The 24,720-nt window shown below is 73.2% G+C and carries 17 protein-coding genes and 3 pseudogenes; 10 read left to right on the top strand and 10 right to left on the bottom strand.

Annotated features, from left to right (window positions below):
* Positions 1-8: 8 nt before the first annotated feature.
* The gene (locus tag QRN56_RS00100) at positions 9-1,580 is read left to right on the top strand and encodes a hypothetical protein (RefSeq protein WP_285100431.1); all 1,572 of its coding nucleotides are present in this window, start codon (positions 9-11) and stop codon (positions 1,578-1,580) included.
* Between the two features lie 648 nt (positions 1,581-2,228).
* Here QRN56_RS00100 and QRN56_RS27605 read toward each other — a convergent pair.
* Positions 2,229-3,137, bottom strand: a pseudogene (locus tag QRN56_RS27605) (hypothetical protein); the annotation flags it as partial.
* A 93-nt stretch (positions 3,138-3,230) separates the two neighbouring features.
* Here QRN56_RS27605 and QRN56_RS00090 point away from each other — a divergent pair.
* Positions 3,231-4,536 (top strand): annotated as a pseudogene (locus QRN56_RS00090) (MFS transporter).
* A 57-nt stretch (positions 4,537-4,593) separates the two neighbouring features.
* Here the strand turns inward: QRN56_RS00090 and QRN56_RS00085 are convergent.
* From QRN56_RS00085 to QRN56_RS00075, 3 genes are all read right to left on the bottom strand, one after another.
* Positions 4,594-6,063 carry a flotillin family protein gene (locus QRN56_RS00085; RefSeq protein WP_285100429.1) on the bottom strand — a complete coding sequence of 490 codons (1,470 nt, stop codon included), beginning with the start codon at positions 6,061-6,063 and terminating at the stop codon, positions 4,594-4,596.
* 101 nt (positions 6,064-6,164) lie between these two features.
* On the bottom strand, positions 6,165-6,626 hold the full coding sequence (locus QRN56_RS00080) for an NfeD family protein (RefSeq protein WP_285100428.1): 462 nt from the start codon (positions 6,624-6,626) through the stop codon (positions 6,165-6,167).
* Positions 6,627-6,737: 111 nt separating this feature from the next.
* Complete coding sequence (locus QRN56_RS00075) at positions 6,738-7,961, bottom strand: MFS transporter (RefSeq protein ID WP_285100427.1); 1,224 nt, start codon at positions 7,959-7,961, stop codon at positions 6,738-6,740.
* 118 nt (positions 7,962-8,079) lie between these two features.
* Here QRN56_RS00075 and QRN56_RS00070 point away from each other — a divergent pair, with 118 nt between their 5' ends.
* Complete coding sequence (locus QRN56_RS00070) at positions 8,080-8,391, top strand: GNAT family N-acetyltransferase (protein WP_285100426.1); 312 nt, start codon at positions 8,080-8,082, stop codon at positions 8,389-8,391.
* Positions 8,392-8,656: 265 nt separating this feature from the next.
* Complete coding sequence (locus QRN56_RS00065; RefSeq protein ID WP_285100425.1) at positions 8,657-10,303, top strand: glycoside hydrolase family 10-like protein; 1,647 nt, start codon at positions 8,657-8,659, stop codon at positions 10,301-10,303.
* Between the two features lie 20 nt (positions 10,304-10,323).
* Here QRN56_RS00065 and QRN56_RS00060 read toward each other — a convergent pair whose 3' ends face one another.
* Positions 10,324-10,659: a rhodanese-like domain-containing protein gene (locus QRN56_RS00060; RefSeq protein WP_285100424.1), complete on the bottom strand. Its 336-nt coding sequence runs from the start codon at positions 10,657-10,659 to the stop codon at positions 10,324-10,326.
* 135 nt (positions 10,660-10,794) lie between these two features.
* Here QRN56_RS00060 and pgm point away from each other — a divergent pair, with 135 nt between their 5' ends.
* The gene (pgm, locus tag QRN56_RS00055) at positions 10,795-12,480 is read left to right on the top strand and encodes a phosphoglucomutase (alpha-D-glucose-1,6-bisphosphate-dependent) (RefSeq protein ID WP_285100423.1); all 1,686 of its coding nucleotides are present in this window, start codon (positions 10,795-10,797) and stop codon (positions 12,478-12,480) included.
* A gap of 60 nt (positions 12,481-12,540) precedes the next feature.
* A pseudogene (locus tag QRN56_RS00050) lies at positions 12,541-12,732 on the top strand (hypothetical protein); the annotation flags it as partial.
* Between the two features lie 69 nt (positions 12,733-12,801).
* On the opposite strand, the gene QRN56_RS00045 reads toward QRN56_RS00050, so the two are convergent.
* On the bottom strand, positions 12,802-13,497 hold the full coding sequence (locus QRN56_RS00045; protein WP_285100421.1) for a TetR/AcrR family transcriptional regulator: 696 nt from the start codon (positions 13,495-13,497) through the stop codon (positions 12,802-12,804).
* Positions 13,498-13,623: 126 nt separating this feature from the next.
* Between QRN56_RS00045 and QRN56_RS00040 the strand changes: the two genes are divergently transcribed.
* Together QRN56_RS00040 and QRN56_RS00035 are read left to right on the top strand one after the other, a co-directional pair.
* Positions 13,624-16,455 (top strand): MMPL family transporter, encoded by a 2,832-nt coding sequence (locus tag QRN56_RS00040; RefSeq protein WP_285100420.1) that lies wholly within the window; start codon positions 13,624-13,626, stop codon positions 16,453-16,455.
* Positions 16,452-18,827, top strand: coding sequence for a YhgE/Pip domain-containing protein (locus QRN56_RS00035; protein ID WP_285100419.1), 2,376 nt, complete (start codon positions 16,452-16,454; stop codon positions 18,825-18,827). The genes QRN56_RS00040 and QRN56_RS00035 overlap by 4 nt, the downstream gene beginning before the upstream one ends.
* A 65-nt stretch (positions 18,828-18,892) precedes the next feature.
* Here the strand turns inward: QRN56_RS00035 and QRN56_RS00030 are convergent, their stop codons facing one another.
* The 4 genes from QRN56_RS00030 to purB form a co-directional block, all read right to left on the bottom strand.
* Entirely contained in the window at positions 18,893-19,264 is a 372-nt protein-coding gene (locus QRN56_RS00030; protein WP_285100418.1) for a hypothetical protein, read from the bottom strand.
* A 108-nt stretch (positions 19,265-19,372) separates the two neighbouring features.
* Positions 19,373-20,764, bottom strand: a complete 1,392-nt coding sequence (locus QRN56_RS00025) for an acetamidase/formamidase family protein (RefSeq protein ID WP_285100417.1) — start codon at positions 20,762-20,764, stop codon at positions 19,373-19,375.
* Between the two features lie 202 nt (positions 20,765-20,966).
* Entirely contained in the window at positions 20,967-22,373 is a 1,407-nt protein-coding gene (locus tag QRN56_RS00020; protein WP_285100416.1) for a M20 family metallopeptidase, read from the bottom strand.
* A gap of 61 nt (positions 22,374-22,434) precedes the next feature.
* Positions 22,435-23,931: an adenylosuccinate lyase gene (purB, locus tag QRN56_RS00015; RefSeq protein WP_285100415.1), complete on the bottom strand. Its 1,497-nt coding sequence runs from the start codon at positions 23,929-23,931 to the stop codon at positions 22,435-22,437.
* A 271-nt stretch (positions 23,932-24,202) separates the two neighbouring features.
* Here purB and QRN56_RS00010 point away from each other — a divergent pair, with 271 nt between their 5' ends.
* Positions 24,203-24,457, top strand: a complete 255-nt coding sequence (locus QRN56_RS00010; RefSeq protein ID WP_285100414.1) for a hypothetical protein — start codon at positions 24,203-24,205, stop codon at positions 24,455-24,457.
* Positions 24,454-24,720, top strand: a 267-nt coding sequence (locus QRN56_RS00005) for a hypothetical protein (RefSeq protein ID WP_285100413.1), incomplete at its 3' end; no start/stop codon positions are given. The genes QRN56_RS00010 and QRN56_RS00005, both read left to right, overlap by 4 nt.

Genomic DNA, 24,720 nt, shown 5'->3' with positions numbered 1-24,720 from the left:
GGAGACCGATGTCGAAGGACGCGCTGACGAGCACGGGGGACCACCTCCGTCGCGTCGTCGTGCGTGCCGTCGGCAGCCTCGCGCTCGGCGCCGCGGGCCTCGCGCTCGGCGTCGGCCTCGCGGCCCCCTCGGGCGCTGCCGAGCGCCCGTCGCTCGGCTCGGTGCTCGGCGACACGGTGGAGGCGACGGTCCAGACCGTCGTGAAGACGACCGAGGTGCTCGGCGCGGTCACGACGATCGACCAGGCCGCGACGGGCGGCACCGGGGCGGCGACCAAGCCGGATGCTCCGGGGTCCGCGACTCCCGCGCCTGCGGCTTCTCCTGCTGCGCCTGCGCCGGCGGCTGCGCCCGCCGCGAAGCCGGCCGAGCCCGCTGCCGCTCCTGCCGCCGCACCCGCTCCCGGCTCCGCCGGGACCACGGGGACCGCCACACCGGAGCCGGCCTCCGCAGAGCCCGCGCCGTCGTCGGCCGCGAAGCCGTCGCCCGCTGGGACGTCGTCGGCGCAGAAGCCGGCGGAGCCTGTCACGCAGGCCGTCGACGACGTCGTCGCGGCCGTCTCCGGAGGCGTGCTGGAGCCGGTGACGACGCCGGTCCGGACGGCGGTGACGGAGCCCGTGGGGCAGATCCTCACCGGCGTCACCGAGAAGCCCGTCGCGCAGGTCGCCGAGGTCGTCGAGCAGGTCTCCGACCCGGTCCTCAAGCCCGTCACGGAGCAGGTCGGCAACGTCCTGACCCCGGTGACCGCCCCGGTCGGCGAGGTGCTGGCCCCGGTGACGGGCGTCGTCGGGCAGGTCGTCTCGCCGCTCGCTCCGGTGCTCGGCGCCGTGACCGAGCCGCTGGCCCCTGTGACGGGCGGCCTCCTGACCCCCGTGGTCGACGTGCTGGCCCCGGTGACCGACGTCGTGGGCGGCGTGACCGCCCCGATCACGGGGGCGCTCACGCCGGTGACCGCCCCGGTCACGGACGCCCTGGCGCCCGTGCTGACGCCGGTCGGCGAGGCCGTCGCCCCCGTCGGCGAGGTGCTCGCCCCGGTCGTCGAGCCGCTGGACCCGGTCGTGGAGCCGCTCGTTCCCTCGGCGCCCGGCGTGCTGCCGGCCGAGCCGGCCACGGGCGAGCCGACGACGGTGGTCCCCACCCAGCGGGTCGACGACCCCACAGAGCCGACGTACCCGGGGGCGCTGCAGACCTCCGGTGACGTCGCGGGTGTCGTGGTCTGGACCTCGGCCGGGGTCCAGCACGCGATGCTCGACCTGATGCGTGCAGCCGCCCCTGCGGCCGCCGTCGACACCGTCGACACGCTGAGCGTCGTGACGGCGGGCGTCGTGGAGACGGGCGGTCCGGGCCTGCTCGGGGCGGGCCTCCCGCTCGCCGCCGGCGGTGTGGGCACCGCGGCGTCCGCCGGGAGCGCCGGTGGCGCCCTGGGCGGCGGCGCGCCGCAGCTCAAGGTGCCGGGCGGCGACGCCCTCGCGGTGCTCTCCGCCCTGCTGGTCTTCCGGGCGCGCTCCTGGCGCGTGTCGACCGACGAGTCGCGCGCCAAGCTGGCGAGCAGCTACACGGACATCCCTGTCTCTCCTGCCTGACCTGGCTGGTCCGCGCACGCGTGTGCGGCACCACCCGACGGCGTATGTGCCGTCGGCTCCACGCCAGGCAAGGAGAGACCCATGCACAAGAACTTTCGACGGGCGCTGTACACGGCACTCGTGACAGGCGGCCTCGTGGTCGTCGGCGCCGCCTCGGCCTACGCCGCGGGCGACGGTCTGCCGGATCCTGCTCAGGGAGCACCCGAGGCGATCGAGGGTGCTGCCTCGCCTGCTGCTGCGCCCGAGGGGTTGGCGGGCGACACGGCGGAGGTCGATGCGGCGGTCACTCCGGCTGATGACGCGACGGAGCTCGCTCCGGCCGGCGACGCCGCCGAGTCCGTCGTGCACACCGACATCTCCGGCGTCGTCGAGGAGGTCCTCGACGGGACGCTCGGTGAGGACGGCCTGGTCGACGGGCTCCTGGAGGGTCTCCTGCCTGTCGAGACCGAGGTGCCCGGCGGCGAGCCTGGTGCCGGCGAGCCTGGTGCGGGCGAGCCTGGTACCGACGAACCAGGAACCGACGAACCCGGCACGGAGGCGCCCGGTGCCGGAGAACCCGGTACGGACGAACCTGGCACGCCGGGCACGGACCAGCCGAACGAGCCGGGCACGGATCAGCCGGGCACCGACGAGCCGGGCACCGACGAGCCGGGCACCGACGAGCCGGGCACCGACGAGCCGGGTACGGATCAGCCGGGCACCGATCCCGGCACCGACGGACCGGGCATCCTCGATCCCGGCATCCTCGACCCCGACGCGGGTGACCCCGACGTCGTCGAACCGGGTGCCGGCGAGCCCGGACCCGGCGAGCCCGCGACCGGTGGTCCCGGCCGCGACACGCTCGGGACCGGTGGTTCGCGGCCCGGCCACGAGACAGAACTTCCCGGGGCGCACGTCCCCGGGATCGCACACCCCACTGGTGACCGGTCCGGCACCGCGGCTCCTGGCGCCTTCGGTGCGCCCGGCCAGGCCGCGCCCGGATCCGCCGACGCGGCCGACGCCGACGCGGCCGACGCCGACGCGGCCGACGCCGACGCGGCCGACGCCGCGCCGTCCGGCGACCGGGTCCAGGACGTCGACGCAGAGCAGGCCGGCGTCGACATCAGCTGGGGTGACAAGGCGGTCGTCGTGCCGACGACCAACGGCGGGGCGATCCTGTCGGGCGGCCCCGGTGCGGGCTACCTCATCGGCACGTCGACCGGGCTCGACGGGCAGGTGGTGCCGGTGGACGTTCCCGGCGAAACCCTTGCCCAGACGGGCCCCATGATCACGGGGCAGCTCGCGCTGGTCTCGCTCCTTCTGGGGCTGGGCATCGTGGTGCTCCGTATGCGTCGCCGTCGCTACGTGGTGTGACCACGGAGCGACGGGCGACAACGGCCCGGATGCGGTTCCGCCGATGAGCTTGTCAAGGGGCTCGTGACGCAGGACCGGCTCAGTCCGGGTCGGGGAGGTTCGTGAGGTCGGGGCGCCGCTGGGGGGCGCCCCGGCCCACGGACCGGACAGAACAGAGCGGGAGCTCAGGGCATCGGGGGGTGACCTGGGCGCCCGCTCTGTCATGTCCGGGGTCGTGTGCGGGCCCGGCGGGTGCGGCGTATGTCATAGGGGACAGCGCCACCCGACCGCGTTGCCCGGGCATACGATCGGTGCACCATGCGCCATCTGCTCGCCGACACCACGCCCCTGAAGGTGTCGCCGGACTACCGGCGCCTCTGGTTCGGCCTGTCGATCTCGAACATCGGCACGCAGGTGACCATCGTCGCGGTGGGCCTGCAGGTCTATGCCCTGACCGGGTCCACCCTCGCCGTGGGCGTGCTGCCTGTTCTCGCTCGTCCCGCTGGTGGCACTGGGCCTGTACGGCGGGGCGCTGGTGGATCACTACGACCGGCGCAAGGTGTCGCTCGTGTCCTCGGCCGTGCTGTGGCTCGTCGTGGCGGGCATCGCCGCGCAGGCCTGGCTCGGCCTGGAGTCCGTGGAGCTGCTGTACGGCCTGGTCGCGGTGCAGAGCGCGGCGTTCGCGATCAACAACCCCGCCCGCTCGGCGATCATCCCGCGGCTGCTGCCCAAGGAGCTCATGCCCGCGGCCAACGCGCTGGCGTCGCTCTCGATGAACGTCGCGCTGACCGGCGGGCCGCTGATCGGCGCGCTGCTCGTGGCACAGCTCGGCTACGCCTGGGCGTACACGCTGGACATGGTGCTGTTCCTGGCGGCGCTCTGGGCCGTGTTCCGGCTGCCGCCGGTGCTGCCGGAGGGCGTGGGCGAGGGCGGGAGCGGGAACGGCCGCAGCCGGGTGGGCGCCGTCGGGCTGCGGTCCGTGCTGGACGGCCTGCGCTACCTCGCCACCCAGCCCAACGTGCGCACCACGTTCCTCGTCGACATCTGCGCCATGGTGCTGTCGTTCCCGCGGGTGCTGTGGCCCGCCGCCGGCGTCATCTACCTGGGCGGCGGCGAGACGACGACGGGTGTGCTCGCCGCGGCCTTTGCCGTCGGCGGCATCCTGGCGAGCGTGTTCTCCGGCGGGCTGACGCGCCTGCGCAAGCAGGGGCAGATCATCGTCTGGGCCATCACGGCGTGGGGTCTGTCGATCGCCGCGTTCGGGCTGGTGCTGGTGCTGGTGGGCCGCGGGTCACCCGACGGGACGATCGTCTGGGCCGTGGTGGCGGCCGGGATCGCGCTGGCGTTCGCCGGCGGATCGGACAGCATCTCGTCCGTGTTCCGGCAGAGCATCCTGCAGACCGCCACCCCGGACCACATGCGCGGGCGGCTACAGGGTGTGTTCATCGTGGTGGTGGCCGGGGGCCCGCGTCTCGGGGAGATGGTGCTCGGCGCCGAGGCGACCTGGTTCGGCGAGGGCTGGGCGGCCGTGGCCGGCGGGCTCACCTGCGTGGTGCTGCTCTGGGTGATCGTCCGCCTGACGCCGCGGTTCTGGCGGTACGACGCGCGGCACCCGGAGCCCTGACGTGTCAGACCCTCAGGTCACCCGGGTGACCTGAGGGTCTGACACGTGGCCGGTGGCTCAGTTCTTGTCGGCGACGTCCCCGCCCGCGGAGCCCGCACCGTTGCCGTTGGTGGGACCGGCCAGACCCGAGATCAGCGTGTTGATGTCCACGCCGGTGAGCTGCTTGATGACGCCCTGGCCCTCGCCGAGCACGGCAGCCACGTTCTTGGTGAGCGCGGAGGCCCCGTCGGTCGAGACCACGGTCATGCCCTGGATCGACGCGATCGGCTCGGCGGCGGCGCGGACGATGTCCGGCAGGCGCTCGATGAGCTCCTGCACCAGCGCGGCCTCGCCGTACTTGCGCAGGGCCTCGGCCTTGGCGTCGGTGGCCGTCGCCTCCGCGAGACCCTCGGCCTCGACGGCGGCCGCGCGCGCCCGGCCCTCGGCCTCGATACCGGCGGCGAGGGCGACCTGCCGGTCGCGCTCGGCCTCACCGGCACGGCGGACCGACTCGGCGGACGCCTCGGCGTCCTGCAGCGCCGCGGTCTTGTTCGCCTGGGCGATCGTGGTGCGCTTGAACGCCTCGGCCTCGGTGGCCGCGTTGTTGGCGTCACGGCGGGCGTTCGCGCCCTGGACCTCGGCGTACGCCTTGGCCTCCGCGGGCTTGCGGACCTCGATGTCCAGGCGCTCCTGCTCCACGCGCGCCTTCTCGGCCATGGCCTCGCGCTCCTGCTGAGCCACGAGCCGGTCCTGCTCGGCCCGGGCGAGCTGGCCGGCGGCCTCCGCCTCGGCGTTCGCCCTGTCGGTCTCCGCCTTGATGGCGGCCTTCTTGAGGTCCAGCGCCTTCTGGCGCTCGGCGATCTGCTCGGCGGCCTCGATCACCGCGAACTCGGACGCGCGGTTCGCCTCGGCCTCGGACACCTCGGCGAGCTGGCGGGCGTTGGCGGCCTCGGCACGGCCGAGGTTCGCGAGGTAGTCCGATCCCGGCGTCGAGATGTCGGAGATGTTCAGCAGGTCGACCTGGAGGCCCTGCTCCGAGAGGTCCGTCTTGGTCGACTGCACCACGCGGTCGGACAGGCCCTTGCGGTCCGAGATGATCTGCTCGATCGTCATGTCGCCGACGATCGACCGCAGCGAGCCCTCCAGGGACTCCTTGATGATCTCGGTCAGCAGGTGCTGCTGGGACAGGAAGCGCTGCGCGGCACGCCGCACACCCTCCTCGTCGCCGCGCACCTTGAAGTTGATCGACGCCTTGATCGCGATCTTGATGCGGTTCTTGTCGACGCCCTCGACGGTGATGCCGATCTGCCGCTGCTCGAGGGAGATCGAGAAGCCCTGCTGCAGCACCGGCCACACGAAGGCCCGGCCACCGACGACCACCCGCTGGCTCGCCGTCTGGGCCTCGGACTTCCCCGCGCCGCGGCCCACGACGATCAGCGCCTCGTTCGGCGGCACCCGCCGGATGCGGCTCGCGACGAACGCGAGGACGAGGAAGATCGCGAGGACGCCCGCGGCGACGGCGATGACACCTATGAGTTGACCGGTCATTTCGGCTCCTGGGGTGGGGTGTGCCGGCCGAGCCGTCGAGCGGTCCCGGCCGAGGGTGCGTTCGGGGGAGGGGCGGGGGACGGGAGGCGCCGGGGCACGCCTCAGCGCACGGGCTCGACCTTGACGCGGGCACCGTGCTGCTCGACGACGACGACGCGGGTGCCCTGCTCGATCGGCTCGTCCGAGAACGCGAGCCGCGTCTCCAGCTCCGTAGCGGCGTCCAGGGAGACCTCGCCGTGACCGCGGTCGACGTCGGAGGTCACGCTGCCCTGCGCGCCGACCAGGGAGACCGGGCCGCCGTCCTCGCCGGCCTTGAGGCGCTTGATCAGCACGTTGACCAGGATGATCACCAGCACGGCGACGACGAGGCCCGCCGGGTAGGCCACCCAGACGGGCAGCCCGTTGGACAGGATCACCGTGCCGGTCGCGCCGAAGAGCAGGGCGCCCGCGCCGAGCGACGTGCCCGAGATGGCCCCGTCGGCCAGCTCGAAGAAGTCGCCGAGCAGCAGTGAGGCGAGCGCTAGGGCGAGTCCGAGGAGACCGATGACGATGAAGACGAGCATGCGCGTCCGTTCGTGAAGATTCTGGGAGTCGCCCGCAAGTTATCAAGGAATCACATGTCATATCCTGATAAAAGGGGTGAACTTCTGCGACCTCGGCGACGCGCCGGCCGGCTACTCCCGTGCCGCGGACTGGCGCCGCAGCGTGCGGCTCGCGGCCAGCGTCAGGAGGGTGGCGAACCAGGCCGCGGCGACGGGCACCAGAAAGCCGGCGGCCGCCCCGGCGTCGTCCACCCGTAGCCCCGCGACGGACGCGCCGAGCGACGCGCCGATGCCGATCGACGTGCCCACCCAGGTCAGGGCCTCGGTGAGCTGGTGCTTGCCGACCATGTCCTGCACCAGGCCGTTGCCGGTGATCACGGTGGGTGCGATGGCCAGTCCGGCCACGAACATCGCGGCCGCCAGCGCCCAGAGCGTGTGCGCCAGCAGGAAGAGGGACACACCCGGGCCGAGCGCTGCCATGCCGATCACGAACCGCCGGACCGCCGGGCTCGTGAAGTGCCGGGCCCCGTAGACGAGTCCCGCGACCATGGAGCCCAGCGCGAAGACCGCGAGCACGAGGCCGGAGGCACCCTTGCTGCCCTGCTCCTCCGCGAACGCGACCGTGACCACCTCCATGGAGCCGAAGATCATGCCCATGGCCACGAAGACGAGCACCAGCACGGGCATGCCGGGCACGAGGACCACCGGCCGGTGCCGCACCTCGGCGTCGGCGGCCACGACGGCCGGCTCCGTGGCCCGCTGCACCAGGAACAGCAGGCCGCCGACCAGCGCCGCGATCCCGGCGACCACCAGGGCGGACGGCGCGGCCACCGCCGTCGCGAGCGTCGTGGCCAGCACCGGGCCGACGATGTAGACCAGCTCGTCGACCGACGACTCCAGCGAGTATGCGGTGTGCAGCCGGCGCGGGTCGTCCAGCACCCCGTTCCAGCGGGCCCGGACCATGGAGCCGTACGAACCCTGGCTCCCGCCGGCGATCGCGGCGAGCGGCCACAACACCCATTCCGGGGCTCCGAGCACGGCGGCGGTGACGAGGCCGCCCAGCCCGGCGACGGACAGGAGCAGAGCGGGCAGGAGCACCTTTCGCTGACCGCGCCGGTCCACCCAGCGCGCGATCTGCGGGGCGAGGAACGCCTGAGCCAGGCCCAGCACCGCCGCGACGCGGCCCGCCATGGCGTAGCTGCCGTACAGGCCCTGGACCATGAGCACGGCGCCGATGCCGACCATCGACATCGGGAGCCGGGCCAGCGCGCCGGCCGCGGAGAACTTGAGCGCGCCCGGGGTGCGGAGCACCGCCGTGTAGGGGTTGGAGCGGGGTGAGGCGGCGGTCTGTGGCACGGATCGAGTCTCGCACCGACCACTGACACCGGCCCCGCGTTCCCTGGTGACCCGCCTCACGGCGCGACCGGCCGGACGGGGCTGGCAACCGGCGGGCACGTGCCGCACGATGGGCCCCATGACGGACGAACCCGAGGTGACAGTGGTCGACAACCCCGACGAGTCCCGGTTCGAGGTGCGCGTCGACGGCACCCTTGCCGGGTTCGCGGCCTACGAGACCGATCCGGGCGTCGTGTACTTCGTGCACACCGAGGTCTTCGACGAGTTCGCGGGCCAGGGTCTGGCGGGCCGGCTCGCCCAGGCGGCACTCGGCATGGTGCGCGAGGCGGGGAACAAGATCGTGCCGCTGTGCCCGTACATCCGGGCCTACGTGCGCAAACACTCGCCCGAGTACGACGACCTGCTGGGTGCGCCGGCCGCGGAGGCGTGAAAGTAAGTTTCACAATCTCGCTCACAGTGCAAACTTCACATCTGACGCGACATGTGCGAGAGTTTCCCCACGGCGTCGCCCGGTGGCATTGTTCGTCACTGCAGTCTGCCTGTCGATCGTGTGTACCGATCGACGCCGGCCAACCTAGCAAAACCACATCACCGAGCACCACGGCACCAACCCCCAGCAGCCAGCACCGGAGGTCAAGCACGTGAGGCACCCCGCCCGCCGTGAGGCGACCGATCTGCCAGCCTATGCGCGCACCGTGTCGCTCCAGCAGGAACGGCAGGCGGGGGTGATGTCGGGGATCGGCCGCCGTGAGTTCCTCACCATGGCGGCGACGGGAACGGCGGCCGCCGCGATCGGCGTCACGATCGCGGCCCTCGACCCGGCCACGGCGCTCGGCGCCCCGGCCATGACGGGCAACGCGACGCCGGAGCCGTCGTCGGCCCTCGGCCTCAAGCGCGAGCTGCGCGCCATGTGGATCGCCTCCGTGGCCAACATCGACTGGCCGTCGACGAGCGGCCTCGACGCGGACACCCAGAAGGCGGAGTTCCTGCACTGGCTCGACGTGGCCCAGGAGCACCGGCTCAACGCAGTGTTCGTGCAGGTGCGCCCCACGGCCGACGCGTTCTACGACAGCCCGTACGAGCCCTGGTCCAAGTACCTGACGGGCACGCAGGGGCAGGACCCGGGCTACGACCCGCTCGCGTTCATGGTCGAGGAGGCGCACCGGCGCAACATCGAGCTGCACGCCTGGTTCAACCCGTACCGCGTCTCGATCGAGGCCGACCTGTCGCAGCTCGTCCCCGAGCACCCGGCGCGGCAGCACGCCGACTGGGTGTGGGAGTACAACGGCCGCCTCTACTTCGACCCGGGCATCCCCGCGGCGCAGGAGCACATCCAGCAGTCGATCCTGCACGCGGTGGAGCACTACGACGTCGACGGCGTCCACTTCGACGACTACTTCTACCCGTATCCGGTGGACGGCCACGTGCTGCCCGACATCGGCACGTACGAGCTGTACGGCGCCGGCTTCGACACGATCGAGGACTGGCGGCGGAACAACGTCGACCACTTCGTCGAGACGATGAGCGTCCGCATCAAGGAGACCAAGCCCTGGGTCAAGTTCGGGATCAGCCCGTTCGGGATCTGGCGCCACTCCACGACCGACCCGCTGGGTTCGGACACCGGCGGGCAGGAGTCGTACGACGACCTCTACGCCGACACCCGCAAGTGGGTGCTCGAGGGCTGGCTCGACTACGTCAACCCGCAGATCTACTGGCAGATCGGGCTGGCCGTCGCCGACTACGCGAAGCTCGTGCCGTGGTGGGCCGAGGTCGCCGCGCAGTCGGGCACGCAGCTCTACGTGGGCGAGGCCCTCTACAAGGTGACGAGCGGGGTCTTCACCGACCCCGACGAGCTCACCAACCACCTCGACCTCTGCCGGGAGGTCAGTCGCGACGTCGGGCCGATCCACGGCAACGTCTACTACTCGGCCGTGCACGTGCCGGCCGACCCGCAGGGCGCGATGACCAAGGTGGTCGCCGACCACTACCAGCACCCGGCGCTCGTGCCGGCGATGCCGCACCTGCCCGCGGACCCGGTGGTCACCCCGGTGCTCACCAAGGCCCGCCGGGTGCGCGACGGCGTCCGGATCCATCTGGCCGACATCGGCAACAAGGCTGCGCGCGCGACGTCGTTCGCCGTCTACCGCGTGAACGGCGCCGCCGACGTGGTGGACACGAACGACCCCGCGAACCTCGTGGGCACGTTCCGCGCGGCGAGCGGGCGCGTCCAGTCGTGGCTCGACACCTCGGCGGAGCGCGGCAGGACGTACACCTACGCCGTCACCGCGCTGGACCGGGTCTGGAACGAGACCGACCCGAGCCAGCCGCGCGTCGGCGAGTAGCCCTCAGCCCCGAGCGGCGGTCAGCGCTCGACCGGCAGGCCGGCGCCGGCCCAGGCGACGATGCCGCCGTCCAGGTTGGTCGCCTCGAACCCGACCGCCTCGTTGAGCCACTGCGTGGCGCGCGCGGACCGGCCGCCGGAGTGGCAGATGACCAGGATCGGCGCGTCGGCGTCGAGCTCGCCGTACCGCACGGGCAGGTCGCCCAGCGGGATGTGCACCGCGCCCGGGGCGTGCCCGGCGTCCCACTCGTCCTGCTCCCGCACGTCCAGCAGGACGGAGCCGGCGGGGACGGGGGCGGACGGGTCGAGCTCGCTGGGGTGGAGCGAGGGGATCTCGGGCTGCATCGGCGGGAACATGTCGCCAGCCTACGACGGCGGCGTGGCGGCGGGGCCGTCGTCTCCCGGGAGCGGACACGGGGCGGGCGTGGGGCCCAGGGGTGATCGCGGGCGTGGGCGACGACGGACCCGCCCGGACCTGGCAGTATCGGGCGTATGGATGCGCGTGCCGGAACTCCCGCCCAGCCCAGCGACCTGATCGACGTCGACCGGGTGGTCGGGGCCTACTACGACCTCTCCCCGGATCCGGGCGACCCTGGCCAGCAGGTCGCCTTCGGCACGTCCGGGCACCGCGGGTCGAGCCTCGACCATGCCTTCAACGAGGACCACATCGTGGCGATCACCGCGGCGATCGTGGAGTACCGGCGTGGTCAGGGCACGGACGGGCCCCTGTTCATCGGGCGGGACACGCACGCGCTGTCCTACCCGGCGTGGCGGACGGCGCTGGAGGTGCTCGCCGCGGCCGACGTCGACGTCATGGTCGACGCGCGCGACTCGTGGACCCCGACGCCTGCCGTCAGCCAGTCGATCCTGCTGCACAACCAGACGCGGTTCGCCGAGGGGACCCCGGGCCTGGCCGCTCCGGGTCTGGGCCTCGCGGACGGCATCGTGGTGACGCCGTCGCACAACCCGCCGCGCGACGGCGGCTTCAAGTACAACCCGCCGCACGGCGGACCCGCCGACTCCGACGCGACCGGGTGGATCGCGGACCGGGCGAACGAGATCCTCCGCACCGGCGTCGGGCAGGTGAAGCGGGTGCAGCTCGACCAGGCGCTCGCCGCCGAGACCACGCACCGGCACGACTTCCTGTCGACGTACGTGGACGACCTCGCCAACGTGCTCGACCTGGAGGCCATCCGCACCTCCGGGGTGCGGATCGGCGCCGACCCGCTGGGCGGGGCGTCGGTCGAGTACTGGGGCGCGATCGCCGAGCGGTACGACCTCGATCTCACCGTCGTCAACCCGCAGGTCGACCCGCGCTGGTCGTTCATGACGCTGGACTGGGACGGCAAGATCCGCATGGACTGCAGCTCCCCGTACGCGATGGCGTCGCTGGTGCAGCGGATGACCGGCGGCGACGGTCCGGCGCCCTTCGACGTCGCGACCGGCAACGACGCGGACTCCGACCGGCACGGCATCGTCACGGCCGACGGCCTCATGAACCCCAACCACTTCCTCGCCGTGGCGATCGAGTACCTGTACGGCGGGGCGCGGCCCGGCTGGCCCGCCGACGCGGCGATCGGCAAGACGCTCGTGTCGTCGGCGCTCATCGACCGGGTGGCAGAGGGGCTGGACCGCCGCCTCGTCGAGGTGCCGGTCGGCTTCAAGTGGTTCGTCCCGGGTCTGCTCTCGGGCGAGGTCGGCTTCGGCGGGGAGGAGTCGGCGGGCGCGTCGTTCCTGCGCAAGGACGGCCGCGTCTGGTCCACCGACAAGGACGGCCTGCTGCTCGCGCTGCTCGCCTCGGAGATCCTGGCGACCACCGGCAGGTCTCCCTCCGAGCACCACGCCGACCTGGTCGAGCGGTACGGCCAGAGCTGGTACGCGCGCGTCGACGCCGCCGCCACGCGGGAGCAGAAGGCCCGGCTCGGCGCGCTGTCGCCGTCGGACGTCTCGTCCACCACGCTCGCGAGGCAGGCCATCACGGCCAAGCTCACCGAGGCGCCCGGCAACGGCGCCAAGGTGGGCGGGCTCAAGGTCACGACGCGGGACGCGTGGTTCGCCGCGCGGCCCAGCGGCACCGAGGACGTGTACAAGATCTACGCGGAGTCGTTCGTGTCCGCGGACCACCTCACCGAGGTGCAGGACGCCGCCCGGACGCTGGTCGACGAGGCGCTGGCCTGACCTGCTCCGACGTGTCAGACGTACAGGTCATCCCGGTGACCTGTACGTCTGACAGGTCCCCAGCTCGGCGACTGCGACGGACAGGGCGATCGCGTCGGGTATCTGCGGTACGCGGCGGCGTCGCCGGCCGACGTCGGCGCGCGGGTCTACGTCGACGACGCGACGGCGCTCGACGCGCTGCTCTGGGTCAAGCTCCCCGGCGAGTCGGACGGTGCGTGCAACGGCGGCCCGGCGGCCGGCGCGTGGTGGTAGGAGATCGCGCTGGAGCTGGCGCGCAGCGCGAGCTGGTGACGGCCGCACGGCCGGCTCGCCTGCAGCGGGTCAGTCGGCGGCCGTGACCAGGAGGTTGACGAGCTGGCTCAGGGCGGCGGTGCCGGGTGCGGCATCGCCGCCCTCCTGCGTGGGGTCGGCGACGACGGCGGCCCGCGCGGACGACTCGTACACGCTGAGCAGCAGGTCCACCGCCGTGCGCCGGTCCACCGTGAACCGCAGGCCGAATTCCTGGAGGATCCGCTCGATCGCGGCGCCCAGCTCGGTGCGGAGGGTCTGCTCCTGTGCGAGGAACGGCTGCCCGACGGTGGGGTCGCGCATGGCGAGGAGCTCCAGCTCGGCACGCATCAGCGCCCCCTGCCGGGCGTCCCCGGCATCCGGGACGAGCACCGAGAGAATCCTGCCGATGGCGTCGGGGTTCACGGCGCCGCAGTGGACGACGTCCGGCTCCATGTTCCTGGTGACGGACTCCAGCGCGACGAGCTCTCGGCGCATCGCCCGTTCGGCGAGCGCGAGGAACAGCTCCTCCTTGCTGGAGAAGTTCGAGTAGAAGGCACCACGGCTGAAACCCGCCGCCTCGCAGACGGCCTCGATCGACGCGCCGCGGATGCCGTGCTGGGCGAAGACCGCGAAGGCGGCGTCGAGCAGGCGTTCGCGGGTTCGTTCACGTCGCGGGGTCAGGGCCGTGGCGAACGCACGCTCGACGGACGACCCTGAGCCGACGTCGCTGGCGGGCTCGGTGGTCACAGCAGCTCCTCGGGGTATCGAGCGGCCAGTCTATCAATACATCCGTGTATTCGATGCACTCCTGTATCGGATACAGTGGTGCATCGAACGTCCCCACATCGGTCCCCGCCTCGTCCAGGAGTGTGCGTGTCCTCCGTTCTCTACTCGCTCGGCCGCTGGGCCGTCCGCGCCCGTCGGCTCGTCGTGGCCGGCTGGGTCGTGGCACTCGTCCTCGTGGGCGGTGCGGCTGGCCTGCTGCAACAGGGCCTCGACAACCAGGTGTCCATCCCCGGCACCGAGTCGCAGGAGGCGCTCGATCGCCTCGCTGCAACCTTTCCGCAGGTCAGCGGCGCTTCCGCACAGGTGATCGTGGTCGCGCCCGAGGGCGAGACCATCAACGACGACGCGATGCGCACGGCCATCGAGGACGGCGTCGCGGACCTCGAGGACGTCTCGCAGGTCGAGGTGGTCACGTCGCCGTACGACGACCTGATGCCTGCCTCGGTCTCCGACGACGAGCGCGCCACCCTCCTGACGATCCAGCTCGACGGCGACCAGGGTTCGATCACCGACGAGACCAAGGACGCGCTGGGCGTCGAGGCCGACGCGCTGGCGCAGGCCCTGCCCGCCGGCGCCGAGGCGCACCTCGGCGGCCAGCTCTTCTCGTCCAAGTTCCCCGAGATGACGCTCACCGAGGGCATCGGCCTGCTGGTCGCGCTCGTGGTGCTCGTGCTGACCCTCGGCTCGCTCGTGGCCGCGGGGCTCCCGCTGCTCAACGCGCTGCTCGGCGTCGGCGCCTCGATGGGCCTGCTGTTCGCCGCGACCGTGCTCGGCCCGATCAACTCGACCACCCCGATGCTGGCGGTGATGCTGGGCCTGGCGGTCGGCATCGACTACGCCCTGTTCATCGTCTCGCGGCACCGGGAGCAGCTCGGCAAGGGCCTCGAGGTGCACGAGTCGATCGCGCGGGCGACCGCCACGGCCGGCTCCGCCGTCGTGTTCGCGGGCCTCACCGTGATGATCGCGCTGGTCGGCCTGGGCGTCGCGGGCATCCCGTTCCTCACCATCATGGGTATCGCCGCGGCGGTCACCGTGGGTGTCACCGTGCTGGTGTCGCTCACCCTGCTGCCCGCGCTGCTCGGCTTCGCCGGGGAGCGGCTGCGGCCCCGGCCGTCGCGCAAGGAGCGGCGTGCGGCGGCCCGGGCGGCCGCGGCGGCCGCGGCGGCGGACGACGACCCCGAGGCGACCCGGTCCCGCGTCGCCGTCGTGACGCTGCCCGAGCAGAAGCCGAACCGGTTCTTCACCGGCTGGGTGCGCGCGGTGACCAAGATCCCGGCGCTCACCGTGGTGCTGGTGATCGCCGCGATGGGCGCGCTGAGCTACCCCGCGCTGGACCTGCGCCTCGCGCTCCCGGACGCGGGCGTGATGGCCAAGGAGGACCCGGCGCGCGTCACGTACGACCTGGTCTCCGAGCACTTCGGCGACGGGTTCAACGGTCCGCTGATCGTGACCGGGTCGATCGTGACCAGCACCGACCCGGTGGCGCTCATGGACCAGATCGGCGACGAGATCGCGGACCTGCCAGGCGTGGCCGACGTGCCGCTCTCGACGCCCAACGAGACCGCGGACACCGGCATCATCCAGGTGGTCCCCGAGGGCGGCCCGACGTCCGCCGAGACCGAGGACCTGGTGCGCGAGATCCGCTCGCTGCACGACCACTTCCTCGACGAGTACGGCGTGGACCTGTCGGTCACCGGCTTCACCGCGGTCGGCATCGACGTGTCGGACAAGCTCGGTGACGCGCTGCTGCCCTTCGCCCTCGTCGTCGTGGGGCTGTCGCTCATCCTGCTCACGATGGTCTTCCGGTCGATCGCCGTGCCGATCAAGGCGACCATCGGCTACCTCTTCTCGGTGGGCGCGGCGTTCGGCGTGGTCTCGCTCGTCTTCGAGCACGGTGTCCTCGCCGAGGCGCTCAACGTGACACGGACAGGGCCGGTCATCAGCTTCATGCCGATCGTGCTCATGGGCATCCTGTTCGGCCTCGCCATGGACTACGAGGTGTTCCTCGTGTCCCGCATGCGCGAGGACTACGTGCACGGCGGCAGCGCCAAGCACGCGATCACCACCGGGTTCCAGGGTTCCGCCAAGGTGGTCACCGCCGCGGCGATCATCATGATCGCGGTCTTCGTGGCCTTCGTGCCGCACGGCGACATGAACCTCAAGCCGATCGCGTTGGGCCTCGCGGTGGGCGTGGCCGTGGACGCGTTCGTCGTGCGCATGGTCTTCGTCCCCGCGGTGCTCGCGCTGCTGGGCGAGAAGGCCTGGTACATGCCGAAGTGGCTCGACAAGGTGCTGCCCTCGTTTGACGTCGAGGGCGAGGGACTGACCCGCGAGCTGTCGCTGGCGGACTGGCCCGAGCCGGGGGCGACCGACGCGGTCGCGGCCGGCGACCTGGAGGTGCACGGCCCGGCCGGCACGATCGTCGGCCCGGTGAGCGTCCGGGTGCCCGAAGGCGGCACGCTGCTCGTCCACGGTGACGCGACGGCGCCGGTCAGCGCCTTCCTCCTGGCCGTGGCCGGGCGGATCAAGGTGTCGGGCGGGGTGGCGAAGACCGTGGGTCTGGTGCTGCCCGAGCGGGCCTCGTCCGTGCGTCACCGCGTCGCGGTGGTCGACGCGTCCGCCGAGGGCGGGACTCCCGCCGCGGCGGTCCGGCGGGCGCTGGGCGACAAGCCGAAGGTGCTCGTCGTGGACGCCACCGAGACGGTGGGCGACCTGGCGGCGCGCGCCGAGCTGGCCCAGGCCGTCGCCGCCGCCCAGAAGGTGGGCATCGCGGTGCTGCTCGGCTCGACCGGCTTCGCCGCGACCGACCTCGCACCGACCGGCGCGCAGGTGCTCGACGTGACCCCGGGCGACAGAACGACGGCAGGCGCCCACCTTGACCAGAACACAGACGTGACCGAGCAGGAGGTGCGGGCATGACGACCGCGACGAGGTGGCTCCGGCCCGAGCCCTTCCGCAACCCGTGGCGCGCCGTGGCAGTGGCGCTCCTTCCCCTGATGATCCTGGGCCTGCTCATCTCGGCCCTGTGGAACCCGCAGGACCGGCTCGACACCGTCAAGGCCGCGATCGTGAACCTCGACGAGCCGGTGGAGATCGAAGGCCAGACCGTGCCGCTCGGCCGTCAGCTCGCCGCCGGCCTGGTGAGCGGCGGCGAGACCGCCGACGCCGAGACGGGCGAGGCCGCGGCGATCCCGGCGTCGGACGCGAGCTACGACTGGGAGATCTCCGACGCGGCGACGGCGGCCGACGGCCTGGCCGACGGCACCTACGCGGCGGTCATCACCATCCCCGAGGGCTTCTCCGCGGCGGCGACGTCGTTCAGCAGTGACGACCCGGAGGAGGCGGAGCAGGCGACCATCGACGTCGCCACCGCCCCGGACGGCCGTGTGCTCGACGACGCCCTCGCGCAGGTGGTCGCGCAGACCGCCACGAGCGTGCTCGGCAGCACCCTCACGGAGACGTACGTGGACAACGTGCTCGTCGGCTTCTCCACGCTCTCGGAGGAGCTGGGCAAGGCGGCCGACGGCGCCGGCCAGCTCGCCGACGGCGCCACCGAGGCGGGCAAGGGCGCGCAGCAGCTCGCGGACGGCGCGGGCGAGCTCGCCGACGGCGCGACCGAGGCCGGTGAGGGTGCGCAGCAGCTCGCGGACGGCGCACACCAGACCGCGGCCGGCGTGGCTGGCGTCGGCAACGGCGTCTCCAGCCTCGCCGGCGGTGCAGGGCAGTGGGCCTCGGGCGCCGAGCAGTGGGCGGCGGGCGCGGACCAGGCGGCAGCGGGCGTGGACCAGCTGGCCGCGGGTGCGGGGCAGTCCGCCGTGGGCGCGGGCGAACTGGCCGACAACGCGGACCTGCTCGCCGCCGGTGCGGCGGGTGTCGACACTGGAGCGAAGGAGCTTGCGGGCGGTCTCGCCGAGACGGCTGCGAAGCTTGAGGGTAGTTCCGGCACACCGGGTCCGGCCGATGCGGCGACCCAGCTCGCCTCGGGTGCGTCTGACGTCTCCGGCGGGGTGTCCGACCTGGTCGACGGCATGGAGCTGGCCTGTGCCGCTCCCTCGCTCGACCCCCGCCTGACCGCTCTGTGCGACCAGGTGCCGGAGCTCAAGAAGCTCGAGGCGGGCGCAGAGCAGGTCGCCGGCGGCATCAGCGGTCTGGCAGGGACACCTGGCAAGAAGCCCACGGGCCTCTACGAGCTGACCGCTGGGATCTCCGGTCTGGCCGGCGGCAGTGCCGAGCTCGTTGGCTACAGCGGCCAGGTCTCGGGTGGCGCCTCGGCGCTGGCCGGTGGTGCGCACCAGCTCTCCGGTGGCCTGGACGAACTGGCGGCAGGTGCCGACCAGGCGGCCGGCGGCGTGAGCGCGCTGTCCTCCGGAGCACGTGAGCTCTCCACCGGTGCCGGCGGCATCTCGTCCGGTGCGTCGCAGCTCGCGACCGGTGCCGGCCAGCTGGCGGCGGGTTCCAGCCAGCTCGCCACGGGTGTGGATGGCCTGGCCGGCGGCGTCACCGAGCTGGGCACCGGCACCTCCCAGCTCGCGACCGGCGTCGACGGTCTGGCCGACGGTGTCGGCGAGCTGGCCGGCGGCGCGTCGGACCTCTCCGACGGCCTGGGTCAGGCGACCGAGGAGATCCCGTCGTACACGGAGCAGGAGCGCAAGTCCCTGGCCTCCGTCGTGGCCGACCCGGTCGCGACCGACGGCGAGGTCACGGACCTCAACACCGGCGCGACCGGGCCGATGTTCGCGGTGCTGGCGCTCTGGCTCGGCGCGCTCGCGCTGATGATCGTGTTCCCGCCGGTGCCGCTGCACGCCCGCGGCTCCACGCGCGGCGCGCTCCGGCTCACGCTCGGGACGTTCGCGATCCCGGCCGCGATCGGTCTGTTCACCGGCATCGCGACGGGTGCGATCCTGGCCGGCATCGAGGGCCTCGACGTCGGCGGCTGGCTCGCGGCGATGGGCTTCGGCGCGCTCGTGTCGGTCGCGTTCGTCGCGGTCAACCAGGCGTTCGCCGCGTCGCTCGGTCACATCGGCCGGGGCGTGAGCCTCCTGATCGCGGTGCTCGTCATCGCGACGGGTGTGGTCTCGACGGTGCCGGGCGTGCTCGAGGGTCTGGCCGGGTTCCTCCCGGTGGGCCCGGCCCAGGTGGGCCTCGTGCGGCTCGTCGAGCCCGGCACGGGCGGCATCGGCATGGCGATCGCCGCGATGGTCCTCTGGGCCGCCGCGGGTCTGGTCGTGACCACGCTCATGGTGGCGCGCGAGCGCACCGTCCGGGTCGCGGAGCTCCTCCGCACGGCCTGACCGTCTACCGCTGAGTGCGGGATATTCGCCCTTCCGGAAGGCTGGAAAGGGCGAATATCCCGCACTCAGTCGTTGACGCGGCGGAGGCGGCCCGCCGTGTCCGGCCAGGGCACGTGCACCGCCTCCAGCGGGACCAGGGCCTTCGCCAGGAAGGCGTCCCGCAGCACGATGCCGGCGGGGGAGAGCTCGCTGATCGCGAGCTCGGCTCCCGCGCCGTCGAGGAGCCAGTGCTCCGCGAGCTCGCGGAGGCCGCGATCGAGCACCAGCTCCTCGGCCGCGTGGTAGTCGCACACGTCACCCACGGCGTGGCCGAGGCGGTTGCGCGGGATCACGTCGGCATAGTCCTCGGTCACCGGTTCGAGGTAACCGACGGTCTCGCCGTCCTCCCGCGTGACCGCGAGCCAGGTGTCGACAGGGGCAGTCTCCGGCATCGTCATGGCTCGACCCTAGGGTCGCCCGCCGCGCCCGCGCCCGCTGTTTTCGGGCACGGCACGGGCACGCGCACGCGCACGGGCACGGGTGCACAGCACGGGCGCGCGGCACGCTCAGCGCAGGTCGGACTTCCGGATCAGCCCGTGCACACCCACCGTCCGGTCGACGACCTGCGAGACGGCGAAGTCGGCCGCCGCAGAGAGATAGGCGTAGGCGACCGCCCGGTCCAGGCCGTGGTCGTGCTGCAAGAAGTCCAGCGCGTTCACGACGGCCCGGCGCATCGCGACGTCGAGGTCGCTGAGCTGGCCACCCGCCGAACCGTCCGGGTCGGACAGCCCGATCGGGATCCAGGCGTCCGCGGTCTCGGCAAAGGGGTACGAGTAGGCGACCGACGGCGCGTCCCCGGAACCGGGCTTGCAGACGGTGAGCCGGAACGTCCCGCGCAGCGAGCCCTCCATGGCGGTCAGCGCCACCTCGCCGTCGCCCATCGCCATGTGCGGGTCGCCGACGTAGAAGAGCGCGCCCTCGGCACTGACCGGCAGGTAGAAGGTGGAGCCGGCGCCGAGGTGGCTGATGTCGATGTTGCCGCCGCCCAGCGTCGGCGGGATCGAGTTGGCCTCGGGCGCGGTCAGATTGGTCGTCTCGGCGTAGGCGACGCCCATCATCCCGAAGAAGGTCCGGAGCGGGAACCGCACCCGTCCCCGGCCGGAGCCCATGGTCGCGTGGTCACCGTCCACCTCGGCGAACACGGACACGTTGCCGTACTCGGTCGGGACGCCGGAGCCGCGGCCGTCGGTCGCGACGGGCGGCATCACCTCGTCGAGCGTGATCCCGGCGGGCGCTCCCGCGGCCGTCGCGGCCAGCGAGCCCTTGCCGTGGCGCGACGAGACCACACCGTACGGCACGCGGGGCGTGGCCTCGAGCGTCTCGATCTTCAGCACGTCGCCCGGCTCGGCCCCCTCCACGAGCACGGGCCCGGTCACGACGTGCGGCCCGTCGACGTCGAAGTTCCGCGCCGTCCGGGAGTACCCGGCGGCGATCGCGGCGGCGTCGTCAAGCACCTCGCGGCGTCGCACACCGTGCTCGGCGAAGTACGCGACCGGGTCCCGGCCCTGGTCCTCGAGGATGCCCTCGTGGGAGACGGAGTCGATGGTGATGGTCCGTCCCGAGCGCACGCGTGCCACGGCGTCGGCGTGCACCGACGGGACGTAGCCCCACAGGACGTCGTCGGTGTCCGAGCTCAGGTAGACGTCGCCCCGGATGCGGCCCCGGCCGGGCTGCAGGATCCCGGAGAACTTCCCGGAGCCGCGCCCGCCCGCGCCCCGCGCGGCGGACGCGCCCGTCGATGCCGACGACGTCGCGGCCGACGCCGACACCGCCGACCCGGCGGCCAGTGCCGAGCCCGCCCCCACACCGAGCGCGGCCTGCAGGAACCGGCGCCTGCCCAGTGCCGCGACCAGCGTCTGTGCTGCCGTTCGTCCGTCTTGCTGTCCGCGAGGTGTCACGGGTCCACGCTCCTTCGGTCGAGCGCGCGGTCGGGCACCGCGCGCCCCTGACGCTAGGAAGCGGAGATTTCGCCCCGATGTGCGGGCCGTTACGACGGCGACCATGCATCTGCTGCCACGTGGCCCCCGGAACTGGCAGCAGATGCATGGCCGATGCCGGGTCGCGGCCGGGCGCGTCGACACGCCCGCCCGCCGGCGGCCGTCAGTCGAAGTAGCGCACCACGTCCACCGCGCCGCCCTGCGCGGCGAACTCCTCGTGGACGGCGGCGCGCAGCCCCGCGTCGTACAGGTAGTCCAGGGCGGTCGCCGCGAGCCCGGCGGCGCTGTCGACGGCGGCCGAGACCGCCGCCGGGGTCGCCGCGGCGGCCGCGAACTCCGCCGTGTGCAGCGCGACGTCGGGGGCGGAGACCCGCACCAGCGGGTGGATGCCCGGGATCCGGAACGAGACGTTGCCGAAGTCGGTCGACGCCGCGAGCGTCTCCGAGAGCACGCCCGCGGGCAGCGGGTCGCGGCCGCGCCGGCGCTGCGCCGCGACCCAGCGCTCGGTCAGCGTGTCGTTGGTCCGCACGGGAAGGCTCGGGTGTGCGCCGTCGTCCCAGGTGATCTCCACCTCGGTGCCCGTCATCAGGGCGGCGCCACGGGCGATGTCGTCGAGGCGGCGCGAGAGGTCGCGCAGGGTGTCGGGGTACTTGGACCGCGCGTACAGGTGGACCACCGCGCGCTCCGTGATGATGCTGGGCCGCGTGCCGCCCTCGGCGATCGTGGCGTGGACGCGATCGACGGGCGGCATCTGCTGCCGCAGCAGGCCGATGCCCTGGTAGGCGAGGGTCGCGGCGTCCAGCGCGTTGCGGCCCATGTACGGCTGGGCCGAGGCGTGCGCCGGCCGCCCCGTGAAGGTCCAGGTCAGCAGGCGGCGGCCGAGCCAGACCTGGTCGGCGACGTCGAGCCCGTACGGGTGCACCATGATCGCGGCGTCGATGCCCTCCAGCGCCCCGTTGCGGGCCAGGACCTCCTTGCCGGAGTGCCCCTCCTCCGCGGGCGTGCCGAGCAGGACGACGCGGCCTGCCGGGACCGCGCCGGACGCGGAGCCGGCCGGACCACCCGACGTCAGGACCTCGTGCAGCGCGAGGAACGCACCCACACCGGACGCCGCGATGACGTTGTGGCCGCAGGCGTGCCCGATGCCGGGCAGCGCGTCGTACTCGGCGCAGATGGCGATGGTCGGCCCGGCCGGGTCGCCTACCTCGGCCCGGAACGCCGTCGGCACCCCGTGGGCACCCAGCTCCGCCTCGACGCCGTGCCGGGCGAGCACCTCCACCAGCGTCGCGGCGCTGCGGTGCTCCTCGAAGGCGGGCTCGGGGTGCTCGTGCAGCCGCCGGACGATCTCCGCGAGCTCGGGTTCGAGCCGGTCCGCGGCCCGCTCGACGGCGGCGACCAAGTGGGCGGGCGCACCGCCGTCGGGCCGGGCCGTGCCCTCGCCGGCCGCCCCGCCGGAGGAGGCCCTCGCTGAGGCCGCGCCGGCCAGGACGGCCCGCCGCCCGGCGGTCTCGGCGACCAGGTGGTCGAGGTAGGCGGTGCTCGGCGGGGTGGGGCGGCTCATGCGGTCCATCGTATGGAAAGCGTTACAGGACCGGAGAAATCACCCTTTGCACGCCGCGCCACACCCCGCCTCAGTCCAGGTAGTCCTTGACGAGCTGCTCGGCCAGGCCGGTGTACGTGGCGGGCGTCAGCTCCGCGAGGCGAGCCGCGACGTCGTCGGGCAGGCCGAGGCCCGCGACGAACTCGCGCATGCGCGCGCCGTCCACCCGCTGGCCGCGCGTGAGGTCCTTGAGGCGCTCGTACGGGTTCTCCATGCCGGGCACACCCGCGACGGACGCCGCGCGCATCGCGGACTGGACGGGCTCGCCCAGCACCTCCCAGTTGGCGTCGAGGTCCTCGCGCAGCAGGGTCTCGTTCACGGCGAGCCGGTCCAGGCCGCGCGCCACGTTGTCGATCGCGAGCAGGCTGTGCCCGAACGCGGGGCCGATGTTCCGCTGCGTCGTGGAGTCGGTGAGGTCGCGCTGCAGGCGGCTGGTGACGAGCGTCGCCGACAGGGTGTCCAGGAGCGAGCACGAGATCTCGAGGTTGGCCTCGGCATTCTCGAACCGGATGGGGTTCACCTTGTGCGGCATCGTGGACGAGCCCGTGGCGCCCGCCACCGGGATCTGCGTGAAGAACCCGAGCGAGATGTAGGTCCACACGTCCGTCGCGAGGTTGTGCAGGATCCGGTTGAAGCGGGCGACGTCGGAGTAGACCTCGGCCTGCCAGTCGTGCGACTCGATCTGCGTGGTCAGCGGGTTCCAGTCCAGCCCGAGACCCTCGACGAACGCCTTCGACACCGCCGGCCAGTCGGTCGAGGGGACAGCGACCGTGTGCGCGCCGTAGGTGCCGGTGGCGCCGTTCAGCTTGCCCAGGAACTCGGCTCCCTCGACGCGCCGGAGCTGACGCCGCAGGCGGTGCGCCAGCACCGCGAGCTCCTTGCCCAGGGTCGACGGCGTGGCGGGCTGGCCGTGCGTGCGGCTGAGCAGGGGGGCGGCGGCGTGCTCGTGTGCCATACCCGCGAGCTGGTCGACGACGGCGGTCGCGGCCGGCAGCCAGACCTCCCGCACCGCACCGCGCACCATCAGGGCGTAGGACAGGTTGTTGATGTCCTCGCTGGTGCAGGCGAAGTGCACCAGCTCGCTGGCCGCGGGCAGGCTCGTCTCGCCCAGCGCCTCGGGCGCCGCGGCGATCCGCCGCTTGATGAAGTACTCGACGGCCTTGACGTCGTGCACGGTCTCGCGCTCGATCTCGGCCAGCTCGGCGATCTCGTCCGCGCCGAACGTCGCGGGGATCGCGCGCAGGTAGTCGATCTCCTGCTGCGAGAGCGCGGGCGCTCCGGGCACCACCGGGGCGTCGACGCCGGGCGCGCCGTTGCACAGCGTGATGAGCCACTCCACCTCGACGTGGATGCGCTCGCGGTTCAGCGCGGCCTCGCTCAGGTGGTCCACGAGCGGGGCCACCGCCTTGCGGTACCGGCCGTCCAGCGGGCCGAGCGCGATGGCCGGGCTCACCTCCGCGAGCGCGACGCGGGTGACGGAGCCGGCGGAGTCGGCAGGGCTGGCAGCAGGGGCGGTGGTCTCAGGCACGTGCTCCATTCTCCCATGGGCCGGTCTTCCCGCGGCCTCGTCGTCCACAGCACCGGTCCGCTGCGGGCGCGCAGCTTCGGTGCGAGGCAGCGTGACCGCCCTTCCCGACGGCGTTCCGCGGGTGCGAGCCCGACCACAGGCGACAGTTCCGCCCGTCCGTGCACAGGTGCTCCGCTCCACCCGACGTGCCCTGCGGGGCCGGTCTAGCGTCACAGGGAGACGTGACCGGCCGACCCAGGGGAGTGCGAGCGCCGATGAACAGAGCCCGTCCATGAACGGCAGCGACCCGTCGTGCGCGTCGAGCACGGCGCCGGTGGCGGAAGACGTGCTGCTGGCGCTCGCGCGGGCCGTTGACCTCGTGGACGGGGCGGCCGCCGGGGTACGGGCGGCCGGTGACGTCGAGTGGAGGGCGCGTGCGGCCGAGCTGTACCGGGCGGCGGTTGCCGACGCGGCGCGCGCCCTGGCCCGGGACCGCGTGCTGCTGGACGGTGCGGTGCGGCTGGCGTACGGCGGGTGGGCGCGATGAGCGGCGACCCGCGGCCGCCCCGGGGCGGCGATCCGCTCCTGCCGGGAGACACCGTCACGGTGTACGGCGGCGGGGGTTCGTCGGCCGTCGAGACGGCGTCCGTCCGACGTGCCGCGGCCCTGCTGGCCCGCGCTGCGGACGACCTGCGTGCGGCCGCCCGGTGCTGCCTGGGCGTGAGCCGTGACCTGGTGCCGGGGCCGGTCCTGGGCGGGGCCGGGCGGACGGGCGAGGCGTGGCCCGGCGCGGCCGGCGCGGCCTGGCCG

Source organism: Promicromonospora sp. MEB111, assembly GCF_030209445.1.
In the GTDB taxonomy this organism is placed as follows: Bacteria; Actinomycetota; Actinomycetes; order Actinomycetales; family Cellulomonadaceae; genus Promicromonospora.
This window is presented reverse-complemented; position numbering and strand designations above follow the sequence as displayed.

What these genes read in the sequence shown, in the direction of transcription:
- QRN56_RS00100 (WP_285100431.1), top strand. Translation starts at nt 9, where the DNA reads ATGTCGAAGGACGCGCTGACGAGCACGGGGGACCACCTCCGTCGCGTC.
- QRN56_RS00085 (WP_285100429.1), bottom strand. Translation starts at nt 6,063, where the DNA reads ATGACCGGTCAACTCATAGGTGTCATCGCCGTCGCCGCGGGCGTCCTC.
- QRN56_RS00080 (WP_285100428.1), bottom strand. Translation starts at nt 6,626, where the DNA reads ATGCTCGTCTTCATCGTCATCGGTCTCCTCGGACTCGCCCTAGCGCTC.
- QRN56_RS00070 (WP_285100426.1), top strand. Translation starts at nt 8,080, where the DNA reads ATGACGGACGAACCCGAGGTGACAGTGGTCGACAACCCCGACGAGTCC.
- QRN56_RS00060 (WP_285100424.1), bottom strand. Translation starts at nt 10,659, where the DNA reads ATGTTCCCGCCGATGCAGCCCGAGATCCCCTCGCTCCACCCCAGCGAG.
- pgm (WP_285100423.1), top strand. Translation starts at nt 10,795, where the DNA reads ATGGATGCGCGTGCCGGAACTCCCGCCCAGCCCAGCGACCTGATCGAC.
- QRN56_RS00035 (WP_285100419.1), top strand. Translation starts at nt 16,452, where the DNA reads ATGACGACCGCGACGAGGTGGCTCCGGCCCGAGCCCTTCCGCAACCCG.
- QRN56_RS00030 (WP_285100418.1), bottom strand. Translation starts at nt 19,264, where the DNA reads ATGACGATGCCGGAGACTGCCCCTGTCGACACCTGGCTCGCGGTCACG.
- QRN56_RS00020 (WP_285100416.1), bottom strand. Translation starts at nt 22,373, where the DNA reads ATGGACCGCATGAGCCGCCCCACCCCGCCGAGCACCGCCTACCTCGAC.
- QRN56_RS00010 (WP_285100414.1), top strand. Translation starts at nt 24,203, where the DNA reads ATGAACGGCAGCGACCCGTCGTGCGCGTCGAGCACGGCGCCGGTGGCG.